Genomic DNA, 13,846 nt, shown 5'->3' on the forward strand with positions numbered 1-13,846 from the left:
ATCGCGTTCACGCGGATGCCCTTGCGACCGGTCCACTGCTGGGCCAGGTCGCGCGTCAGCCCGATCAGGCCGGCCTTCGACGCGGCGTACGCCGCCTGGGGGAGACCTGCGGTGGTGAGCCCCAGCACCGAGGAGATGTTGATGATCGACGAGCCCGGTTGCATCACCCGGCCGCACGCCTGGGCCATCCAGTAGCAGCCGTTGAGGTTGACGTCGATGACCGAGCGGAACTGCTCCGGGGTCTCGTGCGTGGCCGGAACCGCCGTGCCGATGCCGGCGTTGTTGACGAGGATGTCGACGCGGCCGAAGCGTTCCATCGCGGCATCGACCAGGGCCTGGCACTGGGCGGGGTCGGCCACGTCGGTGGCGACCGGGAGGGCGTTGCGACCGGCGGCCTCGACCAGGGTGGCCGTGCTGCCCAGCTTGTAGATGCGGCGCGCCCCCAGCACGACGTCGGCGCCGGCCTCTGCCAGCCCCTGCGCGAAGGCGACACCGATGCCGCTCGAGGCGCCGGTGACGATGGCGACCTTGCCGTCGAGGCGGAACATGTCAGGAGTGGTCATGGGCTCGACCCTAGAACCTCACCGTGGTCTCGGTGTGGTGGGTCCAGGTTGCGGCTCGGCCCCCGGTGTTGCGGGGGGGAGCGGTGCCAAGGCCACCTTCTGAGCGCCGACAATGTGGCTCACTCGCCGCTCGGGGGTTCGGGGTGCGGGTGTTGCGGGGGGAGCGGTGCCAAGGCCACCTTCTGAGCGCCGAGAATGTAGCTCACTCACCGCGTGGGTACGGCGGCGTCGACGGCACTCGTCGGCTCGACGGGTGGAGGTCCTGTCCGCCGGGGCAGGTCGCGCACCGAGCGCGAGGTCAGGACGAGCAGGCAGATGGCGGCGTACGCGATGCCCGAGATGACCAGGACGCGGGAGTTGCCGAAGGCTGCCCCGAGGGGGCCCCACGCGAGCTGGCCGATGGGCATTGCCACGAACGAGCCGAGTGCGTCGTAGGAGTAGGCCCGCGAGAGCATGCGGTCGTCGATGTTCTCCTGCATGGCGAGGTTCCAGCCCATGGAGAAGACCTCGAGGCCGGCGCCGGCGATGAAGGCAGTCACGATCAGCGCCACCAGGTGCGGCTCGACGCCGAGCATCACCATCGGGATCGAGAGGAGCGAGACCGACAGCATGCCCCAGAAGAGTGGCCGCTTCATCGGGACCCGCAGCAGCACCACTGCCATCGCCAACAGGCCCACGGCCTCGGCGGACAGCACGTAGCCCCAGCCCTGGCGACCGATGGTGTCCTCGGCGATGACCGGGCCCAGGACGAAGATCGCGCCGTTGTGGATCATGTTGAGGAACCCGAAGCCGAGCACCACGACCCACAACCAGGTGGTGCCGATGAAGAACGACCACCCCTCGCGGAGCTCGGTGATCGTGCTGGTCTTGTCGCCCGACTTCTCCGCGCGCGGGATCTTCACCGGGATGAGGAGCAGCGCCGCCACGAGCCACGTCGCCGCATCGATCGCCAACGCCCAGCCGGCACCGACCGTCACCACGAGGAGCGCCCCGAGGGTGGGCCCGAGCACCGTGAGGCCGTTGCGCGTCAACGACATCAGCGCGTTGGCCGGCTGCAGCTGATGGCGCTCCACGAGCTGGGGGAGGAGGCTGGCCATGGCGGGGAAGGAGATCGCCGAGACGGCACCGTGGAGGACGGACAGGGCGACCAGCATCCACAGCTCGGCATCGCCGGTCAGCACCAGGATCGCGATCAGGCCCTGGGTGATCGCCGAGGCGACGTTGGAGAGCTGGATGACGACTTCACGCGGGAAGCGGTCGGAGATCACCCCGCCCCACAGCAGCAGCACGATCATCGGGACCGTGTGCGCCGCCAGCACCTGGCCCAGCGCCGCGGCGGAGTCGGTGATGTCGAGCACGGCGAAGGTCAGCGCGATGCTCGCCATCATGTTGCCGAGGGTGTTGACGGTGCGAGAGGCGAAGTACCACGCGAAGTTGCGCTGGCGCAGTGGCTGGACAGCGTCTGCCCAGGTCATGCCTCATCCTCCTTCGGGGGACCCTCCAGGAGTCTTCGTAGCGTGAGGATCCGGCACGCTTCGGCGTACTGTCAAACGCATTGGCGGGTCGCCCCCGCTCCGTCCCTGATTCGACCCTGATCCATCCCCGAGCCGGGGTGGAATCGGGCCGGGCGCGTGGTTGAGTTGAGGCAGACCACCAAGGAGGTTCCCCATGACCGAGCAGTTCCCGACCGAACCGACCAACCCCTACCCGGCGCAGGGCGGGCAGACGGGCCACCAGCCGCCCACCCAGCCGCCCACCCAGCCGGTCGGTCCGCCCGTCGGTCAGCAGGGCCACCCCGCCGAGGGCGGCTACGCCGTCCAGTCCAAGCCGATCTCGCCCGCCGAGGAGCGGACCCTCGGCGCCGTCGCGCACGGCGTCCCCCTCATCGCGATGGTGCTGTCGGCCGGCTTCCTGGGATTCGTCGGCTCGCTGGTCGTCTACCTGATGTACAAGGACCGCGGCCCCTTCGTGCGCGCGCACGCCGCCAATTCGCTCAACGTCCAGATGACCACCGGCATCGTCCTGCTGGTCTCGATCCCGCTGATGTTCGTGCTGGTCGGCTTCCTCACCTTCGGTCTCGCGTTGGTCTACGCCTTCGCGATGCACGTGCTCGGTGCCATCAAGGCCAACAACGGCGAGTGGTGGGACCCGCCCATGACGCCGAAGTTCGTGCGCTAGACGGCTCGCTCGATCGCTGGACCATCCACGTCGACGACCCCGCGCCACGGGGTCGTCGGCATGGATGTTTCCCGCCGGGCGACGACGGCGCTAACATGGTCGTCATGACCCCGCAGTTCCTGCTTCTTCGCCAGCCGCGCTGACTCACCACGTTGCGCGGCCACCCCTCCATGCGAGGGGTTTTTTCATGTCGAGATGCAGTCATTGACCAGCAGGATCACCGGGCACGAGCCGGAACAGACAGGGACGAGACCATGAACGAGACGCACGAGGCACCCGAGGCGCAGGACACCGATCAGGCGGCGACGTACGACGTCGGGGCTGTCGAGACGAAGTGGCAGCGTGTCTGGGAGGACCTGCAGCCGTTCCGGGCCGACGACGACAGCCCGCGGGAGAAGCGCTACGCGCTGACGATGTTCCCCTACCCGAGCGGTGACCTGCACATGGGTCATGCCGAGGTGTTCGCGCTGCACGACGTGGTGGCGCGCTACTGGTGGCAGCGCGGCTACGAGGTGCTGAACCCGATGGGCTTCGACTCGTTCGGGCTGCCCGCGGAGAATGCCGCGATCCGCAATGACGAGCACCCCGACACCTACACGCGTGCCAACATCGCCAAGTCGATCGAGTCGTGCAAGAAGTACGCCGCCTCGTTCGACTGGTCGCGGACCTTCAACACCTCCGACCCGACCTACTACCGGTGGACCCAGTGGCTGTTCCTGGAATTCTTCAAGCGCGGCCTGGCCTACCGCAAGAACTCGCCGGTCAACTGGTGTCCCGTCGACCAGACGGTGCTGGCCAACGAGCAGGTCGTCGGCGGCGTCTGCGACCGCTGCGGAGCGGAGGTGACCAAGAAGGAGCTGACCCAGTGGTACTTCAAGATCACCGACTACGCCCAGGAGCTGCTGGACGGCCTGGACGAGCTGGAGAAGACGTGGCCGGCCCGCGTCGTCACAGCGCAGCGCAACTGGATCGGCCGCTCCGAGGGCGCGCACGTCGACTTCACCATCGAGGGGCGCGACGAGCCGGTCACGGTCTACACGACGCGGCCGGACACGCTGTTCGGCGCCACCTTCATGGTCGTGGCCGCAGACGCTGCCCTGGCCGGTGACCTGGTCACCGACGAGCAGCGGGAGGCGCTGGAGGACTACCTGCTCGAGGTACGCAAGGAGACCGAGATCAACCGGCTGTCGACCGACCGGCCGAAGACCGGTGTCTTCCTGGGCGTCCATGCGACCAACCCGCTGACCGGCACGCACATTCCGGTGTACGCCGCCGACTACGTGCTGGCCGACTACGGGACCGGGGCGATCATGGCCGTGCCGGGCCAGGACCAGCGCGACTGGGAGTTCGCGCAGGTCTTCGACCTGCCGGTCATCCGCACGGTCCAGCCGCCTGCCGACTTCGACGGCGACGCCTTCACCGGCGACGGGCCCGCCATCAACTCCGCCAACGACGAGATCGACCTGTCCGGGATGGGCGTCGCCAAGGCGAAGTCGACGACGATCGCCTACCTGGAGCGTCAGGGACTGGGTCGCCGCACGGTCAACTTCCGCCTGCGCGACTGGCTGCTGTCGCGCCAGCGCTACTGGGGCGCCCCGATCCCGATCATCCACTGCTCGTCGTGCGGCGAGGTCCCCGTCCCCGAGGACCAGCTGCCCGTGACCCTGCCGATGCTGCGTGGCGCCGACCTGAAGCCGAAGGGCACGTCGCCGTTGGGTGGAGCCGAGGAGTGGGTGAACGTGGACTGTCCGACCTGTGGTGGTCCGGCGACCCGGGACACCGACACCATGGACACCTTCGTGGACTCCTCCTGGTACATGTTCCGCTACTGCTCCCCCCACGACGACACGCAGGCCTTCGACAGCGCGAAGGTCGACGAGTGGATGCCGAGCAACCTGTACGTCGGTGGCGTCGAGCATGCGGTGCTGCACCTGCTGTACGGCCGCTTCTTCACCAAGGTCCTCAACGACATGGGCCTGGTCCACTTCCGCGAGCCGTGGTCGGCCCAGCTGAACCAGGGCTTCGTCATCAACCAGGGCAAGAAGATGAGCAAGTCCCTGGGCAACGGGGTCGACCTGGGGGACCAACTCGGCGCTTTCGGTGTGGACGCGGTGCGCCTGACTCTGGTCTTCGCCGGTCCGCCGGAGGACGACATCGACTGGGCCAACATGTCGCCTGACGGTTCGCTGCGCTTCCTGCAGCGGGCGTGGCGGCTGTCGGGCGACGTCACCTCGACGCCCGGGGCCGACGTGTCCGCCGGCGACCCGGCGCTGCGCCGTACGACAGCGCGGACCGTGCACGACGCCGGTGGGCTGGTCGAGGCCTATCGCTTCAACGTGATGGTGGCCCGGGTGATGGAGCTGGTCAACGCGACCCGCAAGGCTATCGACTCCGGATGCGGTCCCGCCGACCCGGCAGTGCGCGAGGCGGTCGAGGCGGTCGCGATCCTGCTGTCGCTGGTGGCGCCGTACGTCGCCGAGGAGATGTGGGAGAAGCTGGGCCACGAGCCCACCGTGGCGCGCGTGGGCTGGCCGGTCGTCGACGAGGCGCTGCTGGTCGAGGACTCGGTGACGGCCGTCGTCCAGATCCAGGGCAAGGTCCGCGCCCGGTTGGAGGTGTCGCCCGACATCACCGAGGCCGACCTGGAGGCTGCCGCTCTGGGCGACGAGGCGGTCGTGCGCGCGCTGGACGGCAAGCCGGTCCGGAAGGTCATCGTGAAGGCGCCCAAGCTGGTCAACATCGTCGTCGAAGCGTGAGAGCGTGAGGTACGAGCGGTCGAGCTGCGAGGCGACCATCGCTATCGTCGTGTGAATCGACCTTGCGGGCCGCTCACTCGACGTCGAGGGTCCCGCTGGTCACGACCGCGGCCTGCTGCGCGTTCTCGGCGGTGAGGGTCAAGGTCCATTCTCCGGCGTAGGGGAAGGTGAACTCGCCTTCCCAGTGGTCAGCGCCGGTCGCGGTGAGGGCGATGTCGATTGCTCCGATGTCCTGCGCGGGGAGTGTTGCGGTGAGTTGAACCTTCCGGGCGTCGAGAGGTGCACCGTCCGCATTGAGCAGCGTCACGGTGAGGCGACTGCCGTCGACGGTGGCGGGGTCGACTTCGACGTGCGCGGATGCTCCGGCGTCGAGGTCAAGGTCGACGGTGACGGGTCCCGTTGCCGTGCTCGCAGCGTCGGTTGGCTGAGTCGATGGGGGGCTGACCGTGGCCAGGACTGCGGTGAGGGCCAGCACGAGCAGAGTGGTCACCACTTCGACCCGGACCGTGCCTTGCACGCGGTCAGCGCCGTGGCTGAGTCGCCGCCGCGACGCGGCAGCCACGCCAACGGCTGCGGCAACCACACCGATCTTGAGAGCCAGGAGACGTCCGTAGTCAGAGCGCCACAACGAGTCAGGGGTGTCGAGGCGGTACAGGGAGTTCACGGTTCCGGTGGCGACAAGGACAAGGACGGAGAGCAGGGCGACACGCGAGAAGGACTGGACGGCTGGTGTGTCGGGTCGCTCACCTCGTCCGGTGGTGGCGACGGCCAGCGCGATGAGGCCACCGACCCAGATCCCTGCGCCGAGCACGTGGGTCGAGTCGACAGCACGTTCTATGAATGAACCCGAGGCCGCGGCGTGCGCTGTCCCAGAGAACGTGACTGCGACGCCGAGCACGCCTGCCCCGGCGAACCAGCGGTTCAGCTTGTTCTCGAAGGCGTCTCGGGGCCACAGGATGGCGGCCATGGCAATCAGGATGAAGAGACGGATCTGCGTCCACGCTGCGAAGTCGGAGTGTCCGGTTTCGGACAGCAGCGCCCGGTCGAACAGATTGGTGAGCGGTTGCGCCGAGACGTAGGGGCCCTGGAGGAGCATGGCCAGCACTGCGGCGATCGCGGCTGCAGTGAGGCCGACCCGGAAGAGCCGGTGGATGCGGGAGTGGCGTCGGGCTGGCTGCCAGCAGTACACGGCGAAGACGACCGTCCCCGCGATCAGGGTGAACCCGAAGTATCCGACGAACTTCGTCGCGATGACCTGCCATGGGGCGTCGAGGGTCTGACCCTCCTCGGCAACCATGGGGGTGACGGTGACGCCGTCGCCGACCCCGAAGGAGAACGCGCCCGCGACGGGGTGGCTGTCTCCGGAGAGGACGCGCCAGTTCACCACATACGCCCCGTCGGGCAGGTCCGATGGCATGGCCCACCGCACGGTGCTGCCGTCCGCCACCGGGTCGGACGTAGGAACCGTGTCACCCTCCGCGTCCAGCAACCGGATGCCGTCCTCGAGGAGCCCGACCGACTCGGTGAAGACCAGCTCCACGTCGGGGGGTGGCTCCGCCAACTGGGCACCGTTGACGGGATCGGTGGTGACGAGCTCGGCGTGGGCAACCGCCGGACCAGCACCGACGAGCTGTCCCAGGACGAGGACGGCCAGGACGGCCAGCACGCTCCCGGCTCGACGAAGCGCGGTGGTGGTCATGGGACGGGTGCGTGAACTCGGGCCAGCCGCACGGTCTGCGCCCCGCCCGAGGTCATGCCCGACGCCTCAGCGCCACAACCAGTGCGCCGATCGCGGTGAGCAGGGCCAGACCGGACACCACCAACGGCAATCGCGTCGAGTCGTCTGCGTCCTCGTCCCCTTCAGCCGCCGTCGCACCGGACGTGTCGGTCGTCTCCGGGACGTCGTCCGACCCCGGGGCGGTGATGGTCAGAACAGGTGCCGGGTGCTCAGGCTCGGTCTCCTCGTCGACAGCGACCTCGTTCCACTTCACGACCTCACCTGAGGAATACGTCTGGATGGCGGCGAAGACCATCTCACCGGACTCCGGCAACGGACCCATGCTCACGTCGAAGTCCTCGAACTGGTTCGGCGCGATGCCGTCGCCCGTCGCGGTCCAGGTCACCTCGGAAACGACCGAGCCGACCTCCTCACCGAACATGTCGATGGGCTCGTCCAACGTGCGGTTCTTCGTCGTGACTTCCCAGCCCGGCACTGAGGTCGTTCGCACCGAACCGATGGGCTGGTCCTCGGGCAACAACACCTGGACCTTCGTGGTGCTCGCGTCGTCACGCTCGGTCGGGACCCGGAACGACACCACCGTGAACCCACCCCCCACAACCTCGCCAGGCTGCACGGTGACGTGCGCCCACGCCATTGACGGGACCATCATCGCGCCGAGCCCAAGACCCACCAGGAGCGACCTCTGGATCCCGCGAACCTTCCGGTTCGGGGCATCGGTCATCGTCATGGTCGCAGTCTGCATCTTGGATCCATTCACTCGCGTCAAGCCTGTCCTCGTCGAACTCGGCACCAACGACTGCCGAAGAACCCGAGGGCTCCCACGTCACGCCTACATCCTGCCCTGAGCGGAAGGGCGAGCACTGAGCGGCCACCAATCATCCGGCGTCCCCAGCACGACGCGACCACCAGCGCGACCACCGCTCACCACGTGGCGCTCTTCTCACCCGTGACCCTGGCTGGGCACTAGGGTCTGCCACGTGCCAGGGACCGTGATCGTCACCGACTCGACCGCGAGCATTCCGCCTGAGCAGGCGAAGGCGCGCGGCATCGTGGTCGTGCCGCTGCAGGTCGTGATCGGCGCCCAGGTGTATGACGAAGGAGCGGGCGGCGCGACCCCTGAGCTGGTGGCGAAGGCGCTGGCGGAGTTCGTCCCGGTCAGCACCTCGCGGCCCAACCCTGCCACCATGGCCGAGGTCTACGAGCGGCTCGCGCGCGACGGCGCTGACGAGATCGTGTCGATCCACATCTCGGGCGACATGAGCGGGACCTACGAGTCGGCCCAGCTGGCCGCCAAGCAGGTCGAGGTGAACGTCACGGTCATCGACAGCCGGCAGGTCGGCGTCGCGACGGGCTACGCGGCGTTGTCGGCGGCGGACGTCCTGGACGCCGGCGGGTCAGCCGCGGAAGCCGCCCAGGCCGCGCGGGATCGGGCTGCCTCGGCGAGGTCCCTCTTCTACGTCAACACCCTCGAGTACCTCCGTCGCGGTGGCCGGATCGGTGCGGCTGCCGCCTTCCTCGGCGGCGCGTTGGCGGTCAAGCCCCTGCTCGGGATCATCGACGGCAGGGTCGCCAACCTCGAACGCGTTCGTACGGGCGCCAAGGCGCTGTCGCGGCTCGAGGACCTCGCGGTCGAGGCAGCCGGTGACCTCTCGGTGGACGTCTGCGTCGCCCACCTGGCCAGCCCGGATCGCGCCGAGCAACTGACCGCCAAGCTCACCGAGCGGCTGGCTGAGGGCCTCGAGGGTCGCGACATCTGGTGCGGCGAGCTCGGGGCGGTCCTCGGTGCACATGTCGGACCGGGCATGGTCGCGGTATGCGTGGCGCCCCGGCTGACGGGCGACTGAGCGCCGGCTCGGCTGTGGAGAACTCCGCGCCGGAGAGTTGTCCACAGGAACCCGTTCCCGTGGTGGCAGGACCCGAGGTTCGTTCCTAGGTTCGAGGCATGCCCCCACTCCAGCCGCGGAGCACGACCAGCGACGAGCACGCCGCAGCAGTCTCGCGTCGACTCGCGACGCTCAGCGCAGAGCTCGCCGCGGTCCGCGGCGACCCACCGGTGCCGCATCGCCACACGCAGGTTCGCGGCCTGTACGCCGACGAGGCGCCGGGCGCCGGCGGGGATCCGACGCCAGCGCCGGTCGTCCCGGTGCCCGGAAGGCACGCGTCGCGACGGCTCGTGCCCGGACTGCCGGCCCGGCTGTCGCTGACCGGTGCGCACGTGGCGGTCATCGCAGTCATGATCGCACTTGCCGTGGGGATGGCAGCGTGGCTGGCCGTGCGGTCCGATCCCGAACCGGTCCCGACGTTGGTCCGGGCCAGTGAACCGCTGACCACGCCGTCGGTGCCTCCGGTGACATCGGGGTCGCCCACGGCCACCGGATCGCCGGCAACGACCGGCGGTGAGGTGACGGTCGACGTCGCCGGCAAGGTGCAGCGCCCCGGGATCGCGGTCCTGCCGCCCGGCTCGCGTGTGGTCGACGCCGTCGAGGCAGCCGGTGGGGCACGCCGCGGCGTCGACCTGGCCTCTCTCAACCTGGCGCGACCGCTGGTCGACGGCGAGCAGATCCTGGTCGGGGTGCCTGTCGCGGCAGGCGTGGCCGGTTCTCTTGGCTCCCCGAGTGTCGCGGCGGGAGGACCGGGAGTCCTGGTCGATCTCAACGCCGCGGACATCGCCGCGCTCGAGACCCTGCCCGGTGTCGGACCAGTGACGGCGCAGGCCATCGTGGAATGGCGGGCCCAGAACGGAGGCTTCACCCGGGTGGACGAGCTGCTCGAGGTCAGCGGCATCGGTGACGCGACGCTGGCCGAGATCGCTCCGCACGTGACGATCTGACGCGGGGGTGAGCGATCTCCGGCTGCCGTTGCTGGGTGCCGGCGCCTGGCTCGGTGGTTTGGCAGCTGCGAGGCTGCCTGGCTGGTTGAGCCTGGTGATCGCAGTGGGGTGCCTCGGGGCGGCCGCCGCCCTTCGGTCGCGGACCTGGGTCGCGTGCGCCCTGGCGGCGCTTGCCGTGCTGGGAGTCGCGACCCTGCGGGTGGCGTCCTACGGGGTCGGCCCGGTCGCCGACCTCGTCGGCGGGAGGGCGGTGGTGGACGCACAGCTCGAGGTCAGCAGCGATCCACGGCTGGTCCCGGGACGGTTCGGCGACATCGTCGTGGTGCGAGGCGTGTTGAAGCGGGTGCATGGTCGCGGGGCGTCGTACTCCCTGCGGGCGCCGATCGTGGTGTTGGCCGACGACAGCTGGCTCGACGTACGACTGGGGACCTCCGTCTCGGTCACGGGTCGCCTGGCTCCCGACGACGGACGCGGCCCGCAGGTGCTCGGGGTGCTTGCGGTCACAGGGCCGCCGACGGTCGAGGAGGGACCGGACATCTGGTGGCGGGGGGCGGCCGCCGTTCGCCGGTCGATCCGCGACGCGGTGGAGCCGCGTGGCCGGCACGCGCGTGAGCTCGTCCCATCGCTGGTGGTGGGCGATGACAGCGGTCTGGACCCTGTGCTCGCTGAGGACTTCCGGACGACCGGCCTGACCCATCTCCTGGCCGTGTCGGGCACCAACCTCACCCTGCTCGTCGGGTTCGTGCTGGTCCTTGGCCGGTGGTGCGGGGTACGGGGCAGGTGGATGTACGCCGCAGCCGCGCTGGGCATCGTGGGGTTCGTCCTCATCGCGCGGACCGAGCCGAGCGTCGTGCGCGCCGCCGCGATGGGGACCGTTGCGCTGATCGGGATGGGCAGCAACGGCCGTGGGCGCGGCACGAGGTGTCTCGGGGCCGCGGTCTTCGCCCTGCTGCTGGTCGATCCAGGGCTCGCCGTGAGCGCCGGGTTCGCGCTCTCGGTGCTGGCGACCGCCGGCATCCTCTTCCTGGCACCGGTGTGGCGCGACGCGATGTGCCGTTGGCTCCCGCGCTGGGTGGCGGAGGCCGTCTCGGTGCCGCTGGCCGCCCAGGTCGCGTGCACGCCGGTCGTCACGGCGATCTCGGGCCAGATCAGCCTGGTGGCCGTGGTCGCGAACCTGCTGGCTGCGCCCGCGGTCGCGCCGGCGACGGTGTTGGGGCTGGCAGGGGGTCTCGCGGGCCTCGTCTGGTCACCGCTGGGGGAGGTCGTAGCCGCCCCAGCGGCGTGGTCGGTGTCCTGGATCGTCGTGGTGGCGCAGCGCGGGGCCTCGTTGCCGACCGCCGCGGTGGAGTGGGCGACCGGGCCGGTCGCGATCCTCGCCATCACGGTCCTCTGCCTGCTGCTCGTCGTGACGGCTCCTCGGCTGCTGCGCTCGCCCGTCACGGGCATCGGCTGCTCCGTGCTCCTGGTCATCACGGTGCTCACCCGGCCCCCGACGCTCGGCTGGCCGCCGGACGGCTGGGTGCTCGCGATGTGCGACGTGGGACAGGGTGACGGACTCGTCCTCAACGCCGGAGCGCGCGCCGGGGTGGTCGTCGATGCCGGGCCGGACCCCGAGCTCATCGACGGCTGTCTCGACCGCCTCGGCATCACCCGGGTCCCGCTCGCCGTGATGACGCACTTCCACGCGGACCACGTCGACGGGCTGCCCGGGGTCCTCGAGGGGCGTGCGACAGGTGAAGTCGCGGTGACCTCGATGGTCGATCCGCCCGAGGGCGCGGCAGCCGTGAGTCGGGCTGTCGCGACGCCACCCGTCGTAGCGGCGTACGGAGTGGCACGACAGGTCGGCGACGTGACCGTGCAGACCTTGTGGCCGTTGCCGGATGGCCCCACGGCGGGGACAGGCGACGGCAGCCATGCCAACGACGCCAGCGTGGTACTGCTGGCGGAGGTGCAGGGGGTGCGGATCCTCCTGACCGGTGACATCGAGCCGCCGGGGCAGCTCGCCCTGCGGCGTACCCTCCCGGGTCTCCACGTCGACGTGCTCAAGGTGCCCCACCACGGCAGCAGTCGTCAGGATTTCGAGTTCCTCACCGGGCTGCACGCCAAGCTGGCCCTGATCTCTGTGGGCGAGGACAACGACTACGGCCATCCCGCCCCCGACCTGCTGGCGGCGCTGACGGCCACGGGCGCGGACGTACGCCGAACCGACCTCGACGGCGACGTGCTCGTGCTCCGCACCGACGACGGGATCGCTGTCCGTGCCCGCGGCTAGGGTGGGGGACACCATGGCTTCCATCCCCGCAGCAGCGCAGGTCCTCGGCCGGGTCATCCTCGTGACCGGCAAGGAGGAGTTCCTCAGCGAACGCACCGTCCAGGGTGTGCGCGCGGGCGTCAAGGCGTTCGATGTCGAGGCAGAGATCGCCGAGTCCAGCGCCAGCGAGCTGACGCTGGCCAGCCTGGGCGAGATGGCTGCGCCGTCCCTGTTCTCCTCGACCCGCTGCGTGGTCGTCCGTGGACTGGAGGGTCTGGCCGACGACTGCTACGACGGGATCCTCGACTATGCGAGCGCCCCGGTGGACGACATCTCGCTGGTGCTCGTGCACGGTGGGGGACAGAAGGGCAGCGGGCTGCTGGCCAAGCTGCGCAAGCTGCCGGCCGTGACTGAGGTGAAGTCGGAGGAGATCAAGCCCGGCGACCTCAGCCGCTTCGTCGCCTCCGAGTTCGCCGGTCTCGGTGCCAAGATCGCCCCCGACGCCGCGACCTTCCTGGTGACCGCGGTCGGGGGAGACCTCCGGTCGCTGGCCGCTGCGGCACATCAGCTGACCAACGACTTCCCCGGGGAGCAGCTCACCGTTGAGAAGGTCCAGCGCTACTTCGGCGGTCGCGCGGAGGCCAAGTCGTTTGCGGTGGCCGACGCGGCCTTCGCGGGACGCAAGGCGCAGGCCCTCGAAGAGCTGCGCTGGGCGATGGACGGCGGCACGGCCGCGGTCCTGATCACGTCGGCGATGGCGGGCTCGGCGCGCAGCCTGGCCAGGTTCCTCGGCGCCCCCAACGGCATGCGCGAGGGCGACCTGGCCCGCGACCTCGGGGTTCCCCCGTGGAAGGTGCGGCAGGTCCGTGACCAGTCCCGGGCATGGACGCCCGAGGGGATCTCGGCTGCCTTGCGCGCGGTCGCGGTCGCGGACGCCGACATCAAGGGGCAGGCGCACGATGCGGCGTACACCCTCGAGCGGCTCGTGCTCACCGTCGCCGGCCTGCGCGCCGGTCGCTGACACCTCCGACCAACCGCCCCGGAGGTGAGTGACCCACCTTCTCGGGTCCTTCGGTTCTAGGTAGTGATGCAACACCTCTGATGTGAGGAGTTGTGATGGTCAAACCGCCGTTGCCTTATGAGGTGGAGCGCCGATTTTGGGCCGAGATTCGTGCCGGTCTGGTCGTCGCGAGGGCCGCCATCGCGGTCGGCGCGTCGCCCAGGTGGGGCTGGCGGGTCTTCTACGACGCTGGTGGCGTGAACCCCGTGCGTGTCAACGAGCCAGTCGGTCGTTACCTGTGGCTGGATGAGCGTGAGGAGATCATGCGCTTGGACGCTGCCGGGCTGGGGGTTCGAGCGATCGCGCGCGAGCTCGGGCGAGATCCGGCCACGGTGAGCCGCGAGCTCAAGCGTGGGCAGGGCTACCGCGGGTACAAGGCGTCGGTGGCCCAGGCCCGTGCCGACCGGGCTCGAGGCCAGCCACGGGGCGCGAAGTTGGCCACGAACCTGCGGCTACGACGCGAGGTC

The 13,846-nt window shown here is 69.8% G+C and carries 11 protein-coding genes; 7 read left to right on the forward strand and 4 right to left on the reverse strand.

All coding sequences use genetic code 11. The features are described from left to right. Both JWN68_RS03010 and JWN68_RS03015 read right to left on the reverse strand, forming a co-directional pair. Positions 1-563, reverse strand: a 563-nt coding sequence (locus tag JWN68_RS03010) for an SDR family oxidoreductase (RefSeq protein ID WP_297734501.1), incomplete at its 3' end; no start/stop codon positions are given. A 206-nt stretch (positions 564-769) separates the two neighbouring features. Next, positions 770-2,038 (reverse strand): MFS transporter, encoded by a 1,269-nt coding sequence (locus JWN68_RS03015; protein ID WP_297734503.1) that lies wholly within the window; start codon positions 2,036-2,038, stop codon positions 770-772. 193 nt (positions 2,039-2,231) lie between these two features. On the opposite strand from JWN68_RS03015, the gene JWN68_RS03020 reads away from it, so the two are divergent. Together JWN68_RS03020 and leuS are read left to right on the forward strand one after the other, a co-directional pair. Then, positions 2,232-2,741, forward strand: coding sequence for a DUF4870 domain-containing protein (locus JWN68_RS03020; RefSeq protein ID WP_297734506.1), 510 nt, complete (start codon positions 2,232-2,234; stop codon positions 2,739-2,741). 254 nt (positions 2,742-2,995) lie between these two features. After that, the gene (gene leuS, locus JWN68_RS03025; protein ID WP_297734509.1) at positions 2,996-5,497 is read left to right on the forward strand and encodes a leucine--tRNA ligase; all 2,502 of its coding nucleotides are present in this window, start codon (positions 2,996-2,998) and stop codon (positions 5,495-5,497) included. Between the two features lie 73 nt (positions 5,498-5,570). Here leuS and JWN68_RS03030 read toward each other — a convergent pair whose 3' ends face one another. Together JWN68_RS03030 and JWN68_RS03035 are read right to left on the reverse strand one after the other, a co-directional pair. Continuing rightward, a complete protein-coding gene (locus JWN68_RS03030; RefSeq protein WP_297734512.1) occupies positions 5,571-7,196 on the reverse strand; it encodes a FixH family protein in 1,626 nt (541 codons plus the stop codon). A 52-nt stretch (positions 7,197-7,248) separates the two neighbouring features. Next, the gene (locus JWN68_RS03035; protein ID WP_297734516.1) at positions 7,249-7,965 is read right to left on the reverse strand and encodes a YcnI family protein; all 717 of its coding nucleotides are present in this window, start codon (positions 7,963-7,965) and stop codon (positions 7,249-7,251) included. 250 nt (positions 7,966-8,215) lie between these two features. Between JWN68_RS03035 and JWN68_RS03040 the strand changes: the two genes are divergently transcribed. From JWN68_RS03040 to JWN68_RS03060, 5 genes are all read left to right on the forward strand, one after another. Beyond that, a complete protein-coding gene (locus JWN68_RS03040; protein ID WP_297734518.1) occupies positions 8,216-9,082 on the forward strand; it encodes a DegV family protein in 867 nt (288 codons plus the stop codon). A 98-nt stretch (positions 9,083-9,180) separates the two neighbouring features. Next, complete coding sequence (locus JWN68_RS03045) at positions 9,181-10,068, forward strand: helix-hairpin-helix domain-containing protein (protein WP_297734520.1); 888 nt, start codon at positions 9,181-9,183, stop codon at positions 10,066-10,068. 7 nt (positions 10,069-10,075) lie between these two features. Then, positions 10,076-12,340 carry a ComEC/Rec2 family competence protein gene (locus tag JWN68_RS03050; RefSeq protein ID WP_297734523.1) on the forward strand — a complete coding sequence of 755 codons (2,265 nt, stop codon included), beginning with the start codon at positions 10,076-10,078 and terminating at the stop codon, positions 12,338-12,340. 13 nt (positions 12,341-12,353) lie between these two features. Next, positions 12,354-13,340: a DNA polymerase III subunit delta gene (gene holA, locus JWN68_RS03055; RefSeq protein ID WP_297734527.1), complete on the forward strand. Its 987-nt coding sequence runs from the start codon at positions 12,354-12,356 to the stop codon at positions 13,338-13,340. Between the two features lie 122 nt (positions 13,341-13,462). Beyond that, on the forward strand, positions 13,463-13,846 hold a 384-nt coding region (locus tag JWN68_RS03060; RefSeq protein ID WP_297734530.1), incomplete at its 3' end, for a helix-turn-helix domain-containing protein.

The sequence above is a fragment of the Nocardioides sp. genome, from assembly GCF_025964975.1.
Taxonomy (GTDB): Bacteria; Actinomycetota; Actinomycetes; order Propionibacteriales; family Nocardioidaceae; genus Nocardioides.